The organism is Pseudomonas sp. Pseusp16 (assembly GCF_047324915.1).
GTDB classification, from domain to species: Bacteria; Pseudomonadota; Gammaproteobacteria; order Pseudomonadales; family Pseudomonadaceae; genus Aquipseudomonas; species Aquipseudomonas fluorescens_CD.
Window position 1 is genome coordinate 212,969 of sequence record NZ_CP168522.1, and the last position, 19,945, is coordinate 232,913.

Consider the following 19,945-nt stretch of genomic DNA (forward strand, 5'->3'; position numbering starts at 1 on the left):
GGGATGACGCCTTCGCGAGCAAGCCCGCTCCCACAGTGTCCGAGTAGAACCGCAGATTTGTGGACAACGCGAAACCTGTGGGAGCGGGCTTGCTCGCGAAGAACGATAACCCGGTCCACCTGACGGAACACAAGCGCCGTAAGGCACTTGCCATAGCCCTTACGTTAACGTAAAGATTGCGGCAGGGCGCCGACGTATGAAGGCGCAGGGCGGATGACCCGGAGCGCTTGATGACGCTAATAAAAACAAACTCCCCCAAACTGCATCGCGAAGCCCGGCTGGCCCGGGAAAAGCTGCACCTGGAAGGCGAAGTGCCGGATGGCGTCCTGCGTGCCGAAATCGATGCCTCGTGGCGACGCAGCCTCAGCCATGGCGTGCATTTCAATGCCAAGCATGAGCTGGCGCTGGAATCGAGCGCCAGCCTCGACGTGCTGCTGGCCAGCAACCGCTTGCTGATCGACGCCGCCTTGCCGTCGATCGATTACCTGGCCGAGCGTCAGGGCAAGGAAGGGCTGATCATCCTCGCCAACTCCGATGCCACCATCCTCGCCGTCGAAGGCCGCGCCGACCGCCTCAAGGGCAGCGGCCTGCAGGACATCACCCTCGGCGCCTGCTGGAGCGAAGCCGTACGCGGCACCAACGCCCTAGGCACGGCACTGGTTGAAGCCCGGCCGACCCTGATCGATTGTGGCGAACACTACCTGGACCGCCTCAGTGATTTTTCCTGCACTTCGGTGCCGATCCATTGCCCCCAGGGCGACATTCTTGGCGTCCTCGACCTGACCCGCGAAGGCCCGCTCGGCCGCGCCCACGACAGCACTGCGCTGCTGGCGATGGCGGTCAGCCAGATCGAAAGCCGGGTGTTCAACGCCAGCTATCCGGACGAAATCGTCCTGGCCTTTCACAGCCGCCGGCAATATCTGGAATCCCCGTGGCAAGGCTTGCTGGCCGTGAGCCTCGGCGGGCAGATCCTCGCGGTCAGTGCCCAGGCCTGCCAGTTGCTCCACGCCGAGCGTTCGGCCCTGGTCGGCCGGCGCTGCGAGGAGTTTCTCGGAGTCGATGGCCTGCAGTTGCTGGCGCGACTGCATCAGGGCGGGACCGGCAGCCTGCAAACCGCCAAGGGCGAATTCTTCTACAAAACCCTGCGTGCGCCGCAACGCTCGATCAATGTCGGCAGCCCGCCGCGCACTGTTGCGAAACCGGCCAAGGCGCAACCGGATCTGGAAGCGCTGGCTGGCAGCAATACCCGCTACGCCCGCGCCTTGCGCATGGCCCGTCAAGGCCTGGCCAATGAACTGCCGGTCCTGTTGCTGGGCGAAACCGGCACCGGTAAAGAGGTGATCGCCCGCGCCCTGCACATGGCCGGAAGCCGTAGCGAAAAACCTTTCGTGGCGGTGAACTGCGCGGCGATTCCCGAAGGCCTGATCGAGTCCGAACTGTTCGGCTATCGCGAAGGCGCGTTCACCGGTTCACGCCGGGGCGGCATGGTCGGCCGCCTGCAACAGGCTCACGGCGGCACCTTGTTCCTCGATGAAATCGGCGACATGCCATTGGCCTTGCAGGCCCGGCTATTGCGGGTGTTGCAGGATCGCAAGGTCGCGCCCCTGGGCGCTGGCGAAGAGCAGGACATCGACGTCGCGCTGATCTGCGCCACCCATCGCGACCTGAAGCGCCTGGTGGAAGAAAAACACTTTCGCGAGGACCTGTTCTACCGGGTCAACGGCATCAGCGTGATGCTCCCGGCCCTGCGCGAACGCGAAGATTTCGGCGCACTGATCAGTCGCATGCTGACGACACTGGGTGCACCCACCGTTGTCCTGCACGACGATCTGAATCGCTTGCTCGGCGGTTATCACTGGCCGGGCAACATCCGCCAACTGGAGATGGTCCTGCGCACCGCACTGGCCATGCGCGAACCGGGTGAAACCGTGCTGACCCTCGATCACTTGCCCGACAGCATGCTCGACGAATTGACCGCCAGCGAACGGCCCCAGGCCGGCAGCATCCGCGAAAACGAACTGGAGCTGATTCGCCAGTCCCTGGACACCCATCAGGGCAATGTCTCGGCCGCCGCCGACGCCTTGGGCATCAGCCGCGCGACCCTGTATCGCAAGCTCAAACAGTTGCGCTCGTGATGCTGCGCCTGATCGTTCGGCTGATCGACAGCCAGAACCCCGAGGCGCTGCAAGCGTCGCTGCGCTGGCTGTACAGTTTTGTGCGGCCCCATCGCCTGGCGATTGCCGGGCTGCTGGGTTTGTCGGTGTGCGCCTCGCTGCTGGTGCTGGTGCAACCCTGGCTGACCAAACTGTTGATCGACGACGGCCTGCTGGCGCGCAACTTCCCGATGCTGGTCATGATCGCCGGGTTGATGATCGTCGCCGGGTTGCTGGGCACGGCGCTTTCGGGCATCAACCGCTACCTGCACACGCGCCTCTCCGGGCGCATGCTGTTTGCCCTGCGCGATGACCTGTATCGGCATTTGCAAACGCTGTCGCCGAGCTTTTACGGCCAGCGGCGCATTGGTGACCTGATGTCGCGCCTTGATGGCGACGTCGCGGAAATCCAGCGGTTCGCCGTGGACTCGCTGTTCTCGGCGGTGTCGAGCGTGATCGGCCTGGTGGTTGCCATTGCGATGCTGTTGACGTTGTCCTGGAAGCTCTCGTTGCTGGCCCTGGTGCTGATTCCCCTCGATGTCCTCTGGCTGCGCTGGATGCGACGCAAGGTCGAGCGCGATGTACGGCAGTTGCGCGAGCGTTCGGCGGACATGTCGTCGTTCATGGTCGAGACGTTGCCAGTCATGAAGTTCATCCAGTCCGCCGGCCAGCAACAGCGCGAAGCGCGGCGCCTCGAGACGCTGGGGCAGGGCTACATGAGCCAGTTGCTGCGCCTGCAGGTCACCGAGTTTTTCACCCAGGCCGTGCCCGGTACGCTGACCTCGCTGTCCCGGGCCTGCGCATTCCTGATCGGCGGATATTGGGTGGTGCAGGGCACCTGGCAGCTCGGTGCCCTGATTGCGTTTTCCACCTACCTGGGCATGGCCGTGGGGCCGGTACAGAGCCTGCTCGGGCTCTACGTCGCGATTCAGCGGATGACCGTCAGCCTCGGCCGGGTCATGGAATTGCGCGGCGAACAACCGACCGTGTTGACGCCCGCCAGGCCGCGCCCGATGCCCACTGGCGGCGATCTCTGGTTCGACAGCGTGCACTTCGCCCATCCCGGTCGCCAATCGACCCTGCGCGGCATCGAAGCGCGGATTCCCTACGGTTTGAAAGTGGCCCTCAGCGGCGGCTCGGGCGTTGGAAAATCGACCCTGATCGACCTGCTTCAGCGTCATCACGATCCACAATCGGGCCGGGTGCTGCTGGGCGACGTCGATGTGCGCGAACTGGATCTGTTCCAGCTGCGGCGGCGCATTGCGGTGGTCAGCCAGGACATCGTGCTGTTTCGCGGCAGCCTCGCCGACAACCTGGCCTATGCGGTGCCGGACGCCAGCCGCGAGGCGATTGCCGAAGTGGCGCGGCTGGCGCAACTCGACAGCCTGATCGAGTCCTTGCCCGAAGGTCTCGACAGTCCGCTGGGCGAGCGGGGGCAGCAGTTGTCCGGTGGGCAGAAGCAGCGTATCGCGATTGCCCGGGCGCTGTTGCAGGACCCTTTGATTCTGGTACTCGATGAAGCCACATCCGCAGTGGACGAAGCCACCGAGCGCGAAGTCATCGACGCCATCGACCGCTTGTTTGCCGGACGCACGCGCATCCTCATCAGCCATCGTCCTTCAACGCTGGCCGATGCCGATCTGCGTTTCGAGTTGCTCGACGGCGTGCTGACCTCGAAAACGGTGCTGCATGAAACCTGAGTTGCGCATTGGTGTGGTGGACAGCGGCCATTCGGCGGCACAACGGCTGCAAGTGGTCGCCGGTCGGCGCTTTTCATTGCTTGAAGGTGGCCTGGCCGAAGGCGACTTGCGCGACGATCCGCTAGGGCATGGCAGTGCGGTGATCGAGGCCATCGGCCGGCGTGCACCCTCGGCACTGTTTTGCGTGGCCCAGGTGTTCGACCAGCGGGGAGTTACCAGCGCCTTGCAGATCGCCACGGCCATTGACTGGTTGCTGACGCAGGACGTGCGACTGATCAATTTGAGCCTTGGCTTGCGTCAGGATCGCAGCCTGTTACGCGCGGCTTGCGCAACGGCGGTGGCACGGGGTGTGCTGCTGTGTGCGTCGAGTCCGGCCCAGGGCGAAGGGGTGTTTCCGGCCAACTATCCACAAGTATTGCGGGTGACCGGCGATGCGCGGTGCGCCGAGCAGGAATGGTCGTGGCTCAACAGCGCCCAGGCGGATTTCGCCGCGTGTGTGCAGGGCACCTATCCGGGGCAATCCGGGGCGAGCCTCGGTTGCGCCGCGTTGAGCGGGCACATTGCCGGGTTCCTCGCCGAACAGCCCGGCGCCAGCAATGAGCAAGTCATCGAGTGGTTGCGCGAACATGCCCGTTACCGTGGCCCTGAACGGCGATTCGGGCCATGACCGACATCGTCGTTCTGGGTGCCGGGCCGGCGGGCGCCGCTGTCGCGCTGGGGTTGCGACGGCTGGGCCATGGCGTCACGCTGATCAGTGAGTGGCGCCGGTTTGCGGCACTCGAAGGCGTGTCCGTACGGGTGCTGGAAGCCTTGCGCAGCGCTGGCCTGCAGCACGCATTGGCGGATGCGGCGTTGCCGTCACAACGCCAGGTCTCGTGGAATGGCCAGCAGCATGCGCAGAACGTCGAATACCTGCTCGACCGTCCGGTTTTTGACCGGGGCCTGCGCGAGGATCTGCGCCTGGCGGGGGTTGAGCTGATCGAAGGCCGGGTGCTGGCGGTTCAGTCATCGGCCAATGGCCATCGAATCGAAATCGACGGCCGCGAACCGTTGCTTGCAGCGTTTCTCGTCGAAGCCCGCGGACGTCAGGCTCCGGCTACCGGCAAAGGCTTGCGCGGACCTGAGACGGTCAGCTTGCTCAATCGCTGGCAGGGTTTGCCGGGCAGCACCGCCAGCGCCGTGGAAAGCCTCGAGGACGGCTGGGCGTGGATGGCGCGGCGCGCCGACGGCCAGTGTTACTGGCAATGGACGGTGGACGTGGCCAGTGCCGGATTGCCGGGCAAGACGCAGTTGCTCGACTACTGCCGACAGCGGCGCCAGGGTTCGACACTGGCCGCCGCATTTTTTGCAGGCCTGGCGGAATCTGATCTGCAACTGAACGCCCGCAGCAGCACGGCGATTCTGAGCCCGCAGGTGTGTGGTGAAAACTGGATTCGGGTCGGCGATGCGGCGATGGCCGTCGACCCGCTGTCGGGCAATGGCATCTTTCAATCCCTGTCTTCGGCATTGCAGGCGCCGGTGGTGATCAACACACTGCTCTGCAAGCCCGAACGAGCAGCCCTGGCCCATCGTTTCCACCAACAGCGGGTGGAACAGTTGTTTTTGCGTTTTGCGCGGGTCGGCCGGGATTTCTATGCCGATGAGCAGCGCTGGCCGGACCAGCCATTCTGGCAGGCACGACGGCGCTGGCCGGATGCCGAGGTGGCCCATGCCGAGGCGGATTTCAACACGCTGAGGATCGAACGGGCGCCGGTGTTGCGTGATGGTCTGGTCGACGAGGCCGAGGTGGTGATCACGGCGGATCAGCCGTTGGGCATCTGGCATGTACAGGGGGTTGAGGTGGCGCCGTTGGTGCGGCGATTGCGTAGCGAGCCGGCGGAGCAGGCGTTGGCCGGTTTGACGGTGGAGCAGGGGCGTATGGTTCGCAGCTGGTTACTGGGGCAGGGTTTCAAACCCTGAATGAAGAACGTCTGGATCCGGCGAAAAAGCCTGTTCTCCCAGCGCAAAGCATCGTAATTTACGCGCCATAACGACAAGGTTTTTTGGGGTGTAAGTGGGAGTCTATCGTCTGCTATTGGCCGTTCTGGTGGCCGTTTCTCATATGGGCAAGACGTTCATGGGGCTAAACCCCGGCGTGATCGCCGTGATTTCCTTCCTGATCATCAGCGGTTTCGTGATGACCTCGCTGATCGAGCGCAACTACACGGCGCCGGAGAAAGTCGGCCTGTTCTACCTGGACCGCGCCCTGCGGCTCTATCCTCAATTCCTGCTCTACTTCGCAGTTTCCTGTGCGGTGATCTATTTCCTGCTGCCCGGCACGCCTCAAGCCGCCGAGCTGACGCTGCGCAACATCGCCGCAAGCCTGACTATTGTGCCACTCGGCTTCTACATGTTCGGAGCGGCGGGATCGTGGATCTTGCCGCCGGCCTGGTCTTTGGGGCTTGAAATGTGCTTTTACCTGGTGATCCCTTTCCTGATCATCTACAGGGCGCGGGGCGTTGCGTTTGCTCTATCCGTCGTCGTCTTCATGGCCGCGTGCCTGGGGTTCATCAACACCGACCTGTATGGCTACCGTCTATTGCCGGGTGTGCTGTTCATGTTCCTGTGCGGCAGCTACCTGTACAAAGCGCAGCCGAAGGATCTGGCGATCGCTGCCGGCACCGCCGTGGCTGCGGCTCTGATGTTCGCGGCCATCATGGCGGGATGGATAGAGCGCCGACCGTTCAATGCCGAAGTGACCGCCGGCATAGCGCTGGGCGTGCCCGCCGTGTACCTGCTGACAAAGCTCAAGTTTCACCGGATTGACGAGTTCCTCGGCAATATCAGCTACGGCGTGTTCCTGAATCACTATGTGGTGATGTACTTCCTGCACGCTATCTGGTCGGTTGCCTACGATGAGATCATTGTTGCAACAGTGCTGGCCTTGTCGTTGCTGCTCAGCGGCGTTTCGTACTATTGCGTCGAACGGCCGGCCCTGAAGCTTCGTCACGCGCTCCGGACCGGCGCAAAAAATCGGGTGGGTCACCCACTGGACCGCGAAACAGCGGCGTAGTGGCTGGAATTGCCGCCCGCGAAGGCGGCCTAAAGAACGGCGCAAATCACAGCTTGATCAACACTGACTTCAACTCAGTGTAATGCTCGATCGCCGCATACCCCATCTCACGCCCGACCCCGGACATTTTGTAGCCGCCGAACGGCAGCGCCGGGTCCAGGGCGCTGTGGCAGTTGACCCACACCGAGCCTGACTTGATGCGCGGAATCATCCGGTGCACCGCTGCCAGGTCATTGGACCAGATGCTCGCCCCCAGACCGTAGGGGCTGTCGTTGGCCATGCGCAGGGCATCGGCTTCGTCGTCGAACGGGATGGCCACCAGCACCGGACCGAAGATTTCTTCCTGCACCAGAGAGTGCTTCTGATCGACGTCGACAATCACCGTCGGCTTGACGAAGAACCCCGGGCCGAACTGCTCACCGCCGCAGGCGATGGTCGCGCCGCTGTCCCGGCCCTTTTCGATGTACCCATAGACGCGCTCCTGTTGTCGTGCCGAGATCAACGGCCCCATTTCGACGCTAGGATCCAGGCCGTTGCCGAGTTTCATGGCGTTGGCGATATCGCTGATGTCCGCCACCACATTGTCGAAATGCTTGCGCTGTACATACAGCCGCGAGCCCGCGCAGCAGACCTGGCCCTGATTGAAGAAAATCGCGCTGGCAGCCCCGGCCGCGGCGGTTTTCAGGTCGGCGTCGGCCATGACGATGGTCGGCGATTTGCCGCCCAGTTCCAGGGTGACCCGGGTCATGGAGTCCATGGCGATCTTGCCGATCTGCTTGCCCACGGCGGTGGAGCCGGTGAAGGTCAGCTTGTCCACCAGCGGGTTGTGGGTCAGGGCGGAACCTGCGGTGATGCCGGTGCCGGTGACCACGTTGAACACGCCTTCGGGATACCCGGCTTCCAACACCAGTTCGGCAAGTTTCAGCGCGGTCAGCGGGGTTTCGTCGGCGGGTTTGAGCACCACGGTACAACCGGTGGCCAGGGCCGGACCGAGTTTCCAGCAGGCCAGCAACAGCGGGAAGTTCCAGGCGACGATGGCGCCGACCACGCCCACCGCTTCGCGACGGATGAAGCTGTGGAACTGGTCGTTGGGCATCAGCGGTGCCGATACGTCAACCGTGGAACCTTCGATCTTGGTCGCCCAACCGGCCATGTAGCGCAGGAAGTCGATGGCCAGTTGCACGTCCATCACCTGGGCCACCGCCGCGCTTTTGCCGTTGTTCAGGCATTCAAGTTGCGCCAGCAGTTCGGCGTCGCGCTGCATCAGGTCGGCGAGTTTCCACAGCAGGTTCTGCCGCTCCCGGGGACGGGTGCGGGTCCAGGCCGAATCGTCGAACGCCTGGCGGGCGGCGAGTACCGCACGGTCGACATCTTCTGGCGTTGCCCGTGGCACCACGCACAGCACCTCACCGGTGGCCGGGTTGTGCAGGGGCATGGTCTGGCCGTCGGTGGCCTCGACCCAGTCACCGCCGATCAGCATGCGCGGAGCGCGTTGGATGAACGCCGAAGTGGCGGGAAGCACGTTTGGGAGCGACATTGGCGAGGCCTCTTGTTGTTCGTGAGAACCGGGCTTTCGCAATGGCTGTGCCAAGTCCTCCAAAGCGCCGGTCGGCCGTTGCCGGGCGGGTTTTTTCGGCTGCCGGTGAAGGCGGGCGTGTGGGGGTATTTGTCGCAATTCGCGACACCCGGTGAGACGACGAGCAACCGGTTCGCGATCTTGAGAGCACCCCTGGCGAGGATTAGAATTTTCTGGTTAGGCGGGTGAAATGACGGAGCATTTTCCCGGCAGTACCTCTGGCGTGAGGGAGACAGCGATGATCCTTTCAACCCTGGAAATCCAAAACATCATTGAACACAGTTTCCTGCCATCGATATGCACCTGCAGCGTGGCGCCGGATCAGTCCCTGACCATTCGCGTGTGCGATTGCATGACCGGCAAAGTGGACCTGGTGGCGACCCGCGTTCCGCTGTGGGAGCTGGACACGCCCCACGCGATTGCAACGCTGGTGGTGCAGATGCAACAGGAAATCAACGCGCACAAAGGCGTGCACCCGACGTTTTACAGTTGAACCGGGGTCAGGCCGCACCACGCACGTGGTGCGGCGCCCGCTTTTGAAAAATCCTCCCCGGCATTCGCCCTGCATCCTTTCCCTGCTGGCTGGACAAGCCCCGTCAATCGGCGGGCGCCGAGCCGATTCTGGCCGGGCAACTATGCTGTCTCAGACTGCAACAGCTGTCGCGAAACTAGACGCCGTTCATCGCGTCCAGGCATGGCCCAATGCGGTCAAATCAACGCAAGTGATTGATAAAAAAGCTTATCAGCAAGCTGGCACGCTCTGTGTATTGCACATCTCAGACGTTTCTCTTGCCTCCGTCGGCGAATCAAAGCCGACGGCAGAAACCATAAAAACGATAAGCCACAACAATAAGAACGCACCGTGCGAGGTTCGACGTTGATGAAGAGAAAACTCCGATCAGGCATGAGCGCCAGCCTGCTGGCCGTAGCCGCTTGTGTAGCGCTGCATTCGCCTCATAGCCTGGCAGCCCGCGACGCCCAGACCATCCTCAAGGAAACCTGTCAGGGCTGTCACACCCCCGAAGCCGATAACGCCCTCAGTCGCATCAGCCATCAGCGCAAGACGCCGGAAGGCTGGCTGATGAGCATTGCCCGGATGCAGACCATGCACGGTTTGCAGGTCAGCGATGACGACCGGCGCACGCTGGTCAAGTACCTGGCCGATACCCAGGGCCTGGCGCCGAGCGAAACCGATGGCGTGCGCTATGCGCTGGAACGGCGGCTCAACACGGTCGAGAAATTTGACGACCAGCACAGCCAGATGTGCGGCCGCTGCCACTCCGGTGCGCGGGTGGCCCTGCAACGGCGCCCGGCGCAGGAGTGGGAACGCCTGGTGAACTTCCACCTCGGTCAGTGGCCGTCCCTGGAGTATCAGGCGCTGGCTCGCGACCGCGACTGGTTCGACATCGCCCGCAAAGACATGGTGCCGTTGCTGGCCAAGCGTTATCCGCTGGACAACCCGGCCTGGAAAAAATGGCAGAGCGTGGCGCCCAAGGCCGATGCGCTGGTGGGCGACTGGAGTTTCAGCGGTCACTTGCCGGGCAAGGGTGAACTGGCCGGTGTCATGACTGTGAGTGCCGATGGCAACGACACCTTCAAGGTCAGCGTCAAAGGCCAGTACGCCGACGGCAGCCCGTTCAATGGCGACGGTAGCGCGATTCTCTACACCGGCTATGAATGGCGCGGCAACGTGACCATCGATGGCGTGACCATGCGCCAGGTGTTCGCCGCCCAGGGCAATGCGATGCAGGGCCGGATGTTCGAGGCCGAGCACGACGAGCGCGGCCTGGACTTCGTCGCCGCCAAACAGGGTTCCCAGCGTTTGCTGGCGGTGCAACCGGGCTACGTGAAGGCCGGCAGCGAAACCGAAGTGACCCTGATCGGCAGTGGCCTGACCGGCAAACCGAACTTCGGCAAAGGCGTGGAAGTGCTCGAAGTCGTCTCGCAGAGTCCGGAGCAGATCAAAGTCAAACTCAAGGCTGCGGCCAATGCCCAACCGGGCGCGCGCGCGGTCACTATCGGTACGCTGAAAGGCCCGCAGCTCTCGGTCTACAGCAAGATCGATGCGGTCAAGGTCGTGCCTGAGTTCTCGGTGGCGCGGATTGGCGAGGGCGGTGGCTCGACACCGAAAGTCCAGGGCCGTTTTGACGCGGAAGCCTGGGGCAAGGGCACCGATGGCAAACCGTATCGCATCGGCGTGTTCCCGGCGCAGTGGAAGGTCGAGGCCTTCGACGACCGCGCCAAGGAAGACGAAGACGTCAAGTTCGCCGGCACCATGCAGGCCGACGCTGGCGTGTTCACCCCGGGCGATGCCGGGCCGAACCCGGCACGCAAGATGTCCACCAACAATGCCGGCAACCTCAAGGTGATCGCCGCCGTTGACGACGCAGGAAAATCCCTGACCGGCGAGGGCCATATGATCGTGACCGTGCAACGCTGGAACAATCCACCCATTCCATGAGTTGGCTGAACGTCAATCGCATCAGACACTTTTCGGAATGATCGCAAGCCCCGCAAAACGGGGCCTGCACAGGAGGTTTGCCATGGGCGCTATCTTGAATCTGGTCGAACGCAACCTGCACGAAGTGCAGGTCGATGCCGACCGCATGCTGTTTCACATTCCCAGCAGTTCGCTGTTCGCCAGCGATGAACTGACGGGCACCATCATCGATACCCTGCGCGGCCCCGGCTGCTCCTCGGACGACCTGATCCAGCGCCTGGCCGCGCGTTTCAACGGCGAGGAAATCACCGAGACCCTGCGCGAGCTGATGGCTCTGGAACTGGTCAGCGACGGCTCGCCACTGACCCCGGACATCGCCACCAAGCGGGTCGAGCGCACGGCGATCAACACCGTGGTGCTCAACGTCAACACGGGCTGCAACCTGAGCTGCACGTATTGCTACAAGGAAGACCTCGACAAGCCGTCGGCGGGCAAGAAGATGGATGTCGAAACGGCGATTGCTTCGGTGGAAATGCTGCTGCGCGAATCCCCGGACGAAGAGCGTTTCACCGTGGTGTTCTTCGGCGGCGAACCGCTGAGCAACCGCAAGCTGATCGAGTACATGGTCGATTACTGTGAGAAGCGTTTTCGCGAGGCCGGCAAGTTCGTCGAATTCGTGATGACCACCAATGCCACGCTGCTCACCGAAGAAACCGTGGACTACCTCAACGCCCACCGCTTTGGCTTGTCAGTGAGCATCGACGGTCCGAAAACCGTGCACGACCGCAACCGCATCACCGTGGGCGGGCAGGGCACCTATGACGTGGTGCGGCGCAAGGCCGAAATGCTGCTGTCGCGCTACAACAGCCGTCCGGTGGGTGCGCGGGTGACCCTGACCACCGGCGTGACCGACGTCGAAACCATCTGGGATCACCTGTTCAACGAACTGGGTTTCGCCGAAGTCGGCTTCGCCCCGGTGACCTCCGGCGACATCAGCAGCTTCAACCTCACCAGCGATGAACTGGTGCAGGTGTTCGCCAACATGAAAAAACTCGGCAAGCGTTACCTGGAGGCGGCGCTGGAGCACCGCAACATCGGCTTCTCCAACCTGCACCAGTTGATCACCGACATCCACGAAGGGCACAAGAAAGCCCTGCCCTGCGGTGCTGGCCTGAAAATGCTGGCCGTGGATCACAAGGGCGAGCTGAACCTGTGCCACCGCTTTACCGGTTCGAGCCTGCCGACCTTCGGCAACGTGCACAGCGGTGTGAAGCAGGTGGAGTTGAACGACTTCCTGTCCCAGCGCCTGGACCGCACCAACACTGGCTGCGAAGACTGTCAGATCCGCAACCTGTGCTCCGGAGGCTGTTACCACGAAAGCTACGCCCGCTACGGCGATCCGACGCACCCGACCTATCACTACTGCGAACTGATGCGTGACTGGGTCGACTTCGGCATCGAGGTCTACACCCGGATCATGGCCAATAACCCTGCGTTCATCAGCAGCTACATCACTCCGCGCAAGGCTCACTGATATGAAACATCTCAAGGCAATCAATAACAAAGCGTTGAAGCTGGATCAGGCCGCGGACGAGAACCGCATTGAAGAAGTGGTGGCGATGAGCTCCGTGGCGGGCTGTGCGTCGACCACCGACCCGGGCTGGGAAATCGATGCGTTTGGCGGTGTGTCGTCGTTGTGCCAGCCGATGGAGGCCGACCTGTATGGCTGCTCCGACCCGTGCTGGTGGCCGGCCCAGGTGCCCGACATGATGAGCACCTACCCGGACTGGAACAAGGATGCGCAAGCCTCCAACGACAACTGGCGCAACCTCGGCACTGTCTTCCCCAAAGACAAGTGATCAGATAAGAAGAAGGATTCCAGCATGCACAGCATCAAAGCCTGCGGCCTGGCCGCGTTCGCCGTCCTGAGCACCTGTTCGGTCAATGCTCTGGCTGACGAAAACACTGCTCTTCAGGATGGTCACGAGTACATGTTGACCACCAATTACCCGAACAACCTGCACGTGATCGACCTGGCCACCGACACCCTGTTCAAGACTTGCAAGATGCCCGACGCCTTCGGCCCCGGCACCGTGCAACTGTCGCCGGACCGCAAGACCGCCTACGTGCTGAACAATCACTATGCGGATGTCTACGGTGTCGAACTGGACAACTGCAAACAGGTGTTCCACGCCAGCATCACCCAGAAGCCCGGTGAGAAAGCGCGGTCCATGTTCGCCTTCACCCTCAGCCATGACGGCAAGGAACTGTTCACCATCGCCAATCCGACGCTGATGATGAACGATCACTATGAAGTGCAGCAGCCTCGACTCGATGTGTACAAGACCGACGGTGGCATGGACGCCAAACCCGTGCGCAGTTTCCCGGCGCCGCGGCAGCTGACCATCATGCAGAGCGGTGACGACGGCACGCTGTACGTGGCGGGGGCGGATGTCTACAAGGTTAACGTGCAGACCGGCAAGTTCGACGTGCTGATCCCCAGCCGGCACTGGAAACGCCCGAACTACAGCGCGCCGGACGTGCTCTACGTGTGGAACCAGCAGACGTACCGGCATGACTTCTCGCTGCTGTACACCGCGGCGAAGTTCAAGGACAAGAAGCAGGATCCGGCCACCGCTGAATACCTGTACGGCCTGTTCAGCGTCGATCTGAAGACCGGCAAGACCGAAACCACCGATTTCGGGCCCCTGACGGAAATCTACTTCAGCGGCATGCGCTCGCCCAAGGACCCGAACCTGATGTTTGGCGTGCTCAACCGACTGGCCAAGTACGACATCAAGCAGAAGAAAATGCTTCAGTCCGCCACGCTCGATCATTCCTACTACTGCATTTCCTTCAACAAGGACGGCAGCAAAATCTACCTGGCCGGGACGTTCAACGACGTGGCGATCTTCGATGCCGACAGCCTCAAGCAGATCGGCAGCATCAAGATGCCGGGCGGGGACATGGCGATTACCACGGCGCAGGTGTTTGTCCGGTAATTTGCAGCGACTGAGCTGATGCCTTCGCGAGCAAGCCCGCTCCCACATTTTGATCGCTTTCTTGCTGAAAGAACCCGGTCAACTGTGGGAGCGGGCTTGCTCGCGAAGAGGCCCTGACAGACGCTAGAGAATCAAACCCCCGGCACCGGACACGCCAAATCTCCCTCCTGACACTTCAGGTAAGTCTTGAACGTCTCCACCCGCGCCTTGGTCAACTCAGTCACGCAATTGCCGTAGATCAGCGGATACACACTCCCGCCTTCCACCCCTGACGCCGAGAACCTGCACTCGGCATCGCGAAACGCAATCCACGACCGCTGCGCTCCCACCAGCAACTTCTTGCTGTCGGGATTGCCCTTCAGGCGCGAAGTGATTTGCTGGTAAAGCGCATTCAATTCCTTGTCCGCCGCCGCATGCTGTTGCGCCGCGCACTGGTTCATCGTGGTCTGGTCGGTGGCGTTGTCGCAGTTCACGGCAGCATGGGCCAGGGAGGTGAACAACAAAGGCGTCAGTGCCAGGAGAAAACGTGCGTGCATGGCAGAAACTCGCTGTGACAGGGGAAGTTTGGGGGTGCAGTGTAGCGCTGTGGAAAGTTCAGTCATCTACGTCTGCCATTGCGGGTACTTTTTTACCGACTCATATTCAAGCCAAGGCTGCTCATGGGATGTCCAGATATGCGCCTGTGGCGTCAGTTTCGGGTCATCGTCCAGTGTCGCCACCCGAACAATCACATGGGGCTGGGTCGAACGCTCCGCCATCAGGTGTGAACCGCAGGCCGAACAGAAATGCCGAAACTTGCCCGGTGACGATTCGTAGCTCGTCAGCCGGTCTTGCCCCTTGATCCAGCGAAAGTGCTCGCGCATCACCCCGGCAGTCGATGCAAAAGCCGCTGCGTGTGCCTTGCGGCAGGTTTGGCAATGGCAGTGGCTGATGGGCATGTCGAGGCTATCAAGTTGGTATTCGATGGCCTTGCACAGGCAACTGCCGCGCAGTTTTGTCATGTAGCTATCCTTTTCGATGCTGTTTCGAGGGAGAACGTTAGCAGCTTCGTCCCTCTGACTTTGTGATTGCCCCAGAACTTATCACCGCAAATGCAACCGAATATCTCAGGTATGGTTGATTGCTCATCCCGATTGGTACAACTTTAGGGTTGGTCTTGTGGTCTTACTGACCTACTGTTCAAGTACAGGAGGTGACTTATGAACCCAGCATCTGATCGCATTGAAAGGAAAGTCCTGCTTAAAGCCAAGCGTTCACAGGTCTGGCGTGCGCTGGCCAATGCCGAAATGTTCGGACAGTGGTTTGGCGTGGCGCTGGAAGGCAAGCGCTTTGTGGCAGGCGAGTGGACCCAGGGGCAGATTACCTATCCCGGTTATGAGCATTTGCTTTGGAATGTACTGGTAGAGCGGGTCGAACCGGAACGGCTGTTTTCGTTTCGCTGGCATCCGTATGCGGTAGAGCCTGATTTCGATTACTCCCAGGAGCCCACCACACTGGTGAAATTCGAACTTGAGGATATGGACGACGGCACGTTGCTCCACGTCTCCGAGTCCGGTTTCGACCATGTTCCCCAGCATCGCCGCCTCAAGGCATTCCGTATGGACAGTCGCGGCTGGGATGAACAAATGAGCAATATCGAACAGTTTCTACTGGCCAAGGCACACGAACATCAGGGTGTTTGAGCGAAACTCGCGGCCTCCTGGCCTGAGGCGTCCAAGGGTTTTCGGAAGGTGGTTTATAGCCAATGTCTTACACGCGATGGTAGCGATATCGCCTGTTACAAATTGGATCCGATGCGTATTCTGGCCTCACCCACTGAAGCACAGGATGTGCTCAGGATCGTGGATGATCGACCATATGCAAGGAACGCTGCGACAAGGAGTCGTCATGGTCTTGGAAAAACCCGCTTCGGCGGGTTTTTTTGTGGGCGCAGGAAAAGTCGTGGCGGCAGGAACCCTGTTCTTGCCGCCATTTTTCACTGTCGGTCGAGTTTCGCCGCCGCGCGCTCGGTGATCTCCGCCCGCAGCTTCAATGAGCCGGCAGCCCGCCGGCGAGCCTCATCCAGCACACTGGCCGGGGCCGTCTCGGGGCTGCCCGCGGTAAACGGTGGGGCCGGGGCGTATTCCAGTTGCAACTGCACCAGTTCGGCGGTGGCCTGGTCGAACAGCTCTGCGGCCAGGGTCAGGGCGAAGTCGATACCGGCGGTGATGCCGCCACCAGTCAACAGATTGCCGTCACGAACCACCCGATCGTTCACAGCGATTGCGCCCAGCGGCTTGAGCAATGGGTGATACGCCCAGTGAGTGGTGGCGCGTTTGCCTTTGAGCAATCCCGCCGCGCCCAGCACCAGCGAGCCGGTGCACACCGAAGTGATGTATCGGGCGTTGGCCGCCTGGGCCTTGAGAAAGCCAAGGGTCTGGTCATCCTCCATCAACGGCCCGACGCCACTGCCGCCGGGCACGCAGATCACGTCCAGCGCCGGGCAGTCTTCAAAGGTGGTGGTCGGTTTCAACAGCAGGCCGGTGCTGGCGGTGACCGGCACCAGGTCTTTCCAGACCAGATGCACTTTCACATCCGGCAGAGAGGCCAGTACGTCATAAGGGCCGGTCAGGTCCAGTTGCTGAACCTGTGGAAACAACAGAAAACCGATCTGCAGCGTCATGGTGTTTTTCTCGTGAAGTGGGTGGACGGTTTGACTGTAGGCCCGTAGGCTTTGGCGTATACGCCAATATCCCCACGAATTACGCCAAATGTCGAAAACCATCCATGTACTCGCTTTCGCCAACGTGCAAATACTCGACGTCACCGGGCCGTTGCAGGTTTTCGCTTCGGCCAACGACATAGCCCGTCAGCAAGGCCTGCCGCCACCCTACGCACCGACTGTGATTACCAGCGGCGGCGGGGCGGTGATGTCGTCGGCGGGGTTGGCGCTGTTGGCCGAGCCGTTGCCGGATGAGGGCACCGATACCCTGATCATCGCCGGTGGCTGGGGGGTTTACGCAGCGGCGCAAGATGCGCCGTTGGTCGCCTGGGTGCGCGAACATGCCCGTGGCTGCCGGCGGGTTTCCTCGGTGTGCACCGGTGCGTTTCTGCTGGCGGCCAGCGGCTGGCTCGATGGCCGGCGCGTGGTCACCCACTGGACCCGCTGCGAACAATTGGCGCAGCAGCACCCGCAACTGCACGTCGAGCCCAACCCGATCTTCATCAATGACGGCCCGGTCTGGACCTCGGCCGGGGTGACGGCCGGCATCGACCTGGCGTTGGCCATGGTCGAAGAAGACCTCGGGCGCACCATGGCCCTCGAAGTCGCCCGGCAACTGGTGGTGTTTCTCAAGCGCCCGGGTGGCCAGTCGCAATTCAGCGTTACCCTGTCACTGCAACAGGAAGGCAACCGTTTCGACGAACTTCACGCCTGGATCAGCGAAAACCTGACCCAGGACCTTGGCATCCCGACCCTGGCCTTGCAGGCCGGCATGAGCGAACGCAGTTTCGTACGCCACTACCGCGCCGACACCGGCCAGACCCCGGCCCGGGCCATCGAACTGATCCGCGTCGAAACCGCACGGCGTCTGCTCAGCGATACCGGCGTGCCGATCAAGCGGGTGGCAGTGCAATGCGGCTTCGGCAGCGAAGAAACCCTGCGCCGCAGCTTCCTGCGGGCCATGGGCGTGACGCCGCAGGCTTATCGGGAGCGGTTTTCGGTCAGTGTTGGTGCAGATCCAGTGGAGCGTTGAGCATCTTTTAGCCTGAGCCTGATGCAGTTACCCCACGGTCACCCGAACAGCATCCTTTGCCAGTGTTCTTCACTGATGATCGCGATAGGAACACCGCTCTCTCGTAGCTCAACGGCTTTTTTGATCTTGGTTCCATAAGTGCTATGAAGCCACTGATCGTTTCCGATGCTGCCCACCACGAGATAGTTGATTTTTCTGCTGACCGAACCACCGATCAGGCCACCGCGTTCGACGATCAGCGATTCACATTCCTTGCGCGGACCGTAAGCCATGACTCCGGTGAACAGGAAAACCCGATCAATCCAGTCCAGTGTGGGGGCAGGGTTGTCGAGTGGAAGGCTGCAAGGTGTTGTGAAGATCTGGTCAGAGCCAACCGGCAGACCTGCAAACTGGTGCAGCATATCCAGTAGCTCAGCCGATTCTTCGGAGTCCAGCACACCATCACTCAGCATATCGGAGAGGCGTTTGTAGAGGATGTTCACGACCGGATCACCCAAATGACACAAATGAACTTCAATCCAGCTCTTGAGAAACTCCGCTTCCTGCTGGTTGATCTGGCCATCGGCAGCGAGTCCAGCCGTAATGCCGACCAACGCGTCGGCTGAACGTCTATCAATGCGTGCTTCGTGGAAGAATCCACTGTTTTGAAATTCCTGATGCAAATCGACCATCGTCCCTGCTCCTAGGATTCAACTTCCGCTATTTGATTGAAATACTTCGCCCGATCCGGTGTAAACGTCACCACCATCCCGGTACGCGAGCAAGTCAGCGCCCGCTCCTGGTTCAAATCAACATCCAGATCTTCCCCGCGCAGCCCTTGCCACTGCGCGAGGTATTTGAGGGAGCCATATTTTTCGAGTTTCTTCAGGCTGCGGCTGACGCCACCTTTCCAGCCCAGTACCGGCAACTCGCCGGCGAGGCACTGTCGGGCGAGGTCGGGGAAGCGGGCGGCACGCTGGCGGCCGACTTCCCAGCATTTGATCAGGCCCTTGTCGTCGGCCTCCCAGAGTTCTTCGCGGTTCAAACCGGTTCGGAGAGGGGCGTCGATGCTGCGATGGATGCGTTGGGTCATTCTGGTTCCTTGAATTCGGGTGGTTCTGCACAGCTCCGCTGTACCCGTTCATCAAGGATGTTAGGTGGGGATGTCATGGCTGGCAACAAGGTATTCCGAGGGAGGCTCGCTCCCACAAAGGACTACCTGCACCAATCAAATGTGGGAGCGGGCTTGCTCGCGAAAGCGGTGTGTCAGTCGACATCATCAGTGCCTGACATAGCGCTTTCGCGAGCAAGCTCGCTCCTACAGAGTTATTCATATGGCTAATTCTTTGGGCACCCCATCCGTTTTCCAGACAGACAAACTTCGAGGAAAGCCCGGTGACCCCGCTGACATTGCTGTGCCTGCCCTATTCGGGCGCGAGTGCCATGGTCTATAGCCGCTGGCGGCGCAAGCTGCCGGAGTGGCTCACGCTGCAACCGGTGGAGCTTCCGGGTCGTGGCGCACGGTACGGCGAGCCCTTGCACACCGACATGCGCCGTCTGGCGCTGCAATTGGCCCACGAACAGAAGGCCACGCTCAAGGCGCCGTACGCATTGTTCGGGCACAGCATGGGGGCGCTGCTGGCCTGCGAGATGGCCCACGCGTTCCGCTCGCTGGGTTGCCCGGAACCGGTAGCGCTGTTCGCCTCGGGCACCGCCGCACCGACGATGCGCGCCGACTACGATCGGGGCTTTGCCCAGCCCAGGACCGACGCCGAACTGATCGAGCAATTGCGCACCCTCAACGGCACCAGCGAAGAGATCCTGGCCAATGCAGAGTTGATGAGCCTGACCCTGCCGGTATTGCGTGCGGATTTCCTGTTGTGCGGACGTTTCGAACCGGTCCGGCGCCCGTTGCTCAAGTGCCCGGTGCACGTGCTGGGCGGCAAGGCCGATCGCGCCACCACCGAGCAGTTGATCGGCTGGAGCCAGGAAACCCGTGGCAGCTTTTCGGTGGACATGCTGGCTGGCGGACACTTCTTCATCCATGAGCAAGAGGCCAGGGTGCTGCGGGTGATCAAGGATCAGCTGGAGGTGCATCATCGGCGGCATTCCATGGCAGCTGTTGGTTGACACCGCTCGCAAATTTAACCTGATTCCTGTGGGAGCGGGCTTGCTCGCGAAAGCGGTGGTTCAGCCAACATCCATGTTGAATGATGAACCGCCTTCGCGAGCAAGCCCGCTCCCACAAGGGGGGGTGGTGTTCTTGTAACCCGCGTTCTACAGCCCTCCTGATACTTGTTCCCCTCCGC

19 protein-coding genes are annotated in these 19,945 nt (G+C 61.5%); 13 read left to right on the plus strand and 6 right to left on the minus strand.

What is annotated here, in order from left to right:
- Positions 1–230: 230 nt before the first annotated feature.
- From ACEN8Q_RS00925 to ACEN8Q_RS00945, 5 genes are all read left to right on the plus strand, one after another.
- On the plus strand, positions 231–2,135 hold the full coding sequence (locus tag ACEN8Q_RS00925) for a sigma-54-dependent Fis family transcriptional regulator (RefSeq protein WP_413422514.1): 1,905 nt from the start codon (positions 231–233) through the stop codon (positions 2,133–2,135).
- Entirely contained in the window at positions 2,135–3,853 is a 1,719-nt protein-coding gene (locus ACEN8Q_RS00930; RefSeq protein WP_413422516.1) for an ABC transporter ATP-binding protein, read from the plus strand. The genes ACEN8Q_RS00925 and ACEN8Q_RS00930 overlap by 1 nt, the downstream gene beginning before the upstream one ends.
- Positions 3,843–4,520, plus strand: a complete 678-nt coding sequence (locus ACEN8Q_RS00935; RefSeq protein WP_413422518.1) for a S8 family serine peptidase — start codon at positions 3,843–3,845, stop codon at positions 4,518–4,520. The genes ACEN8Q_RS00930 and ACEN8Q_RS00935 overlap by 11 nt, the downstream gene beginning before the upstream one ends.
- Positions 4,517–5,812, plus strand: coding sequence for an NAD(P)/FAD-dependent oxidoreductase (locus ACEN8Q_RS00940; protein WP_413422520.1), 1,296 nt, complete (start codon positions 4,517–4,519; stop codon positions 5,810–5,812). Before ACEN8Q_RS00935 ends, ACEN8Q_RS00940 begins: the two co-directional genes overlap by 4 nt.
- 94 nt (positions 5,813–5,906) lie before the next feature.
- A complete protein-coding gene (locus tag ACEN8Q_RS00945) occupies positions 5,907–6,905 on the plus strand; it encodes an acyltransferase family protein (RefSeq protein WP_413422522.1) in 999 nt (332 codons plus the stop codon).
- A gap of 46 nt (positions 6,906–6,951) precedes the next feature.
- On the opposite strand, the gene ACEN8Q_RS00950 is transcribed toward ACEN8Q_RS00945, so the two are convergent.
- Positions 6,952–8,442 (minus strand): aldehyde dehydrogenase family protein, encoded by a 1,491-nt coding sequence (locus ACEN8Q_RS00950; protein WP_413422524.1) that lies wholly within the window; start codon positions 8,440–8,442, stop codon positions 6,952–6,954.
- A 277-nt stretch (positions 8,443–8,719) separates the two neighbouring features.
- On the opposite strand from ACEN8Q_RS00950, the gene ACEN8Q_RS00955 reads away from it, so the two are divergent.
- The 5 genes from ACEN8Q_RS00955 to peaD all read left to right on the plus strand — a co-directional run bounded on the left by ACEN8Q_RS00955 (position 8,720) and on the right by peaD (position 13,923).
- Complete coding sequence (locus tag ACEN8Q_RS00955; RefSeq protein ID WP_413422526.1) at positions 8,720–8,974, plus strand: DUF1652 domain-containing protein; 255 nt, start codon at positions 8,720–8,722, stop codon at positions 8,972–8,974.
- Between the two features lie 387 nt (positions 8,975–9,361).
- On the plus strand, positions 9,362–10,942 hold the full coding sequence (gene peaA, locus ACEN8Q_RS00960) for a quinohemoprotein amine dehydrogenase subunit alpha (RefSeq protein ID WP_413422528.1): 1,581 nt from the start codon (positions 9,362–9,364) through the stop codon (positions 10,940–10,942).
- A gap of 82 nt (positions 10,943–11,024) precedes the next feature.
- Complete coding sequence (peaB, locus tag ACEN8Q_RS00965; protein ID WP_108231965.1) at positions 11,025–12,455, plus strand: quinohemoprotein amine dehydrogenase maturation protein; 1,431 nt, start codon at positions 11,025–11,027, stop codon at positions 12,453–12,455.
- A 1-nt stretch (position 12,456) separates the two neighbouring features.
- Positions 12,457–12,780: a quinohemoprotein amine dehydrogenase subunit gamma gene (qhpC, locus tag ACEN8Q_RS00970; protein ID WP_008016081.1), complete on the plus strand. Its 324-nt coding sequence runs from the start codon at positions 12,457–12,459 to the stop codon at positions 12,778–12,780.
- Positions 12,781–12,804: 24 nt separating this feature from the next.
- The gene (peaD, locus tag ACEN8Q_RS00975) at positions 12,805–13,923 is read left to right on the plus strand and encodes a quinohemoprotein amine dehydrogenase subunit beta (protein WP_413422531.1); all 1,119 of its coding nucleotides are present in this window, start codon (positions 12,805–12,807) and stop codon (positions 13,921–13,923) included.
- Positions 13,924–14,054: 131 nt separating this feature from the next.
- On the opposite strand, the gene ACEN8Q_RS00980 is transcribed toward peaD, so the two are convergent.
- The gene (locus ACEN8Q_RS00980; protein WP_413422533.1) at positions 14,055–14,459 is read right to left on the minus strand and encodes a lysozyme inhibitor LprI family protein; all 405 of its coding nucleotides are present in this window, start codon (positions 14,457–14,459) and stop codon (positions 14,055–14,057) included.
- 66 nt (positions 14,460–14,525) lie between these two features.
- Positions 14,526–14,924: a GFA family protein gene (locus ACEN8Q_RS00985; protein WP_413422535.1), complete on the minus strand. Its 399-nt coding sequence runs from the start codon at positions 14,922–14,924 to the stop codon at positions 14,526–14,528.
- Positions 14,925–15,122: 198 nt separating this feature from the next.
- Here ACEN8Q_RS00985 and ACEN8Q_RS00990 point away from each other — a divergent pair, with 198 nt between their 5' ends.
- Positions 15,123–15,605: an SRPBCC family protein gene (locus ACEN8Q_RS00990; RefSeq protein ID WP_413422537.1), complete on the plus strand. Its 483-nt coding sequence runs from the start codon at positions 15,123–15,125 to the stop codon at positions 15,603–15,605.
- A gap of 293 nt (positions 15,606–15,898) precedes the next feature.
- On the opposite strand, the gene inhA is transcribed toward ACEN8Q_RS00990, so the two are convergent.
- Positions 15,899–16,585, minus strand: coding sequence for an isonitrile hydratase (gene inhA / locus ACEN8Q_RS00995; RefSeq protein ID WP_413422539.1), 687 nt, complete (start codon positions 16,583–16,585; stop codon positions 15,899–15,901).
- Positions 16,586–16,673: 88 nt separating this feature from the next.
- Between inhA and ACEN8Q_RS01000 the strand changes: the two genes are divergently transcribed.
- Positions 16,674–17,657 carry a GlxA family transcriptional regulator gene (locus tag ACEN8Q_RS01000; RefSeq protein ID WP_413422541.1) on the plus strand — a complete coding sequence of 328 codons (984 nt, stop codon included), beginning with the start codon at positions 16,674–16,676 and terminating at the stop codon, positions 17,655–17,657.
- 38 nt (positions 17,658–17,695) lie between these two features.
- Here the strand turns inward: ACEN8Q_RS01000 and ACEN8Q_RS01005 are convergent, their stop codons facing one another.
- Both ACEN8Q_RS01005 and ACEN8Q_RS01010 read right to left on the minus strand, forming a co-directional pair.
- Positions 17,696–18,328, minus strand: a complete 633-nt coding sequence (locus ACEN8Q_RS01005) for a BRCT domain-containing protein (RefSeq protein ID WP_413422543.1) — start codon at positions 18,326–18,328, stop codon at positions 17,696–17,698.
- 11 nt (positions 18,329–18,339) lie between these two features.
- Complete coding sequence (locus ACEN8Q_RS01010) at positions 18,340–18,729, minus strand: hypothetical protein (protein ID WP_413422545.1); 390 nt, start codon at positions 18,727–18,729, stop codon at positions 18,340–18,342.
- Positions 18,730–19,031: 302 nt separating this feature from the next.
- On the opposite strand from ACEN8Q_RS01010, the gene ACEN8Q_RS01015 reads away from it, so the two are divergent.
- Positions 19,032–19,766: a thioesterase II family protein gene (locus tag ACEN8Q_RS01015; RefSeq protein WP_413422547.1), complete on the plus strand. Its 735-nt coding sequence runs from the start codon at positions 19,032–19,034 to the stop codon at positions 19,764–19,766.
- Positions 19,767–19,945 lie beyond the last annotated feature (179 nt).

Coding starts and splice junctions, on each gene's coding strand:
- ACEN8Q_RS00925 (WP_413422514.1), top strand. CDS start 231: ATGACGCTAATAAAAACAAACTCCCCCAAACTGCATCGCGAAGCCCGG.
- ACEN8Q_RS00930 (WP_413422516.1), top strand. CDS start 2,135: ATGCTGCGCCTGATCGTTCGGCTGATCGACAGCCAGAACCCCGAGGCG.
- ACEN8Q_RS00935 (WP_413422518.1), top strand. CDS start 3,843: ATGAAACCTGAGTTGCGCATTGGTGTGGTGGACAGCGGCCATTCGGCG.
- ACEN8Q_RS00940 (WP_413422520.1), top strand. CDS start 4,517: ATGACCGACATCGTCGTTCTGGGTGCCGGGCCGGCGGGCGCCGCTGTC.
- ACEN8Q_RS00950 (WP_413422524.1), bottom strand. CDS start 8,442: ATGTCGCTCCCAAACGTGCTTCCCGCCACTTCGGCGTTCATCCAACGC.
- ACEN8Q_RS00955 (WP_413422526.1), top strand. CDS start 8,720: ATGATCCTTTCAACCCTGGAAATCCAAAACATCATTGAACACAGTTTC.
- peaA (WP_413422528.1), top strand. CDS start 9,362: ATGAAGAGAAAACTCCGATCAGGCATGAGCGCCAGCCTGCTGGCCGTA.
- peaB (WP_108231965.1), top strand. CDS start 11,025: ATGGGCGCTATCTTGAATCTGGTCGAACGCAACCTGCACGAAGTGCAG.
- qhpC (WP_008016081.1), top strand. CDS start 12,457: ATGAAACATCTCAAGGCAATCAATAACAAAGCGTTGAAGCTGGATCAG.
- peaD (WP_413422531.1), top strand. CDS start 12,805: ATGCACAGCATCAAAGCCTGCGGCCTGGCCGCGTTCGCCGTCCTGAGC.
- ACEN8Q_RS00980 (WP_413422533.1), bottom strand. CDS start 14,459: ATGCACGCACGTTTTCTCCTGGCACTGACGCCTTTGTTGTTCACCTCC.
- ACEN8Q_RS00985 (WP_413422535.1), bottom strand. CDS start 14,924: ATGACAAAACTGCGCGGCAGTTGCCTGTGCAAGGCCATCGAATACCAA.
- ACEN8Q_RS00990 (WP_413422537.1), top strand. CDS start 15,123: ATGAACCCAGCATCTGATCGCATTGAAAGGAAAGTCCTGCTTAAAGCC.
- inhA (WP_413422539.1), bottom strand. CDS start 16,585: ATGACGCTGCAGATCGGTTTTCTGTTGTTTCCACAGGTTCAGCAACTG.
- ACEN8Q_RS01000 (WP_413422541.1), top strand. CDS start 16,674: ATGTCGAAAACCATCCATGTACTCGCTTTCGCCAACGTGCAAATACTC.
- ACEN8Q_RS01005 (WP_413422543.1), bottom strand. CDS start 18,328: ATGGTCGATTTGCATCAGGAATTTCAAAACAGTGGATTCTTCCACGAA.
- ACEN8Q_RS01010 (WP_413422545.1), bottom strand. CDS start 18,729: ATGACCCAACGCATCCATCGCAGCATCGACGCCCCTCTCCGAACCGGT.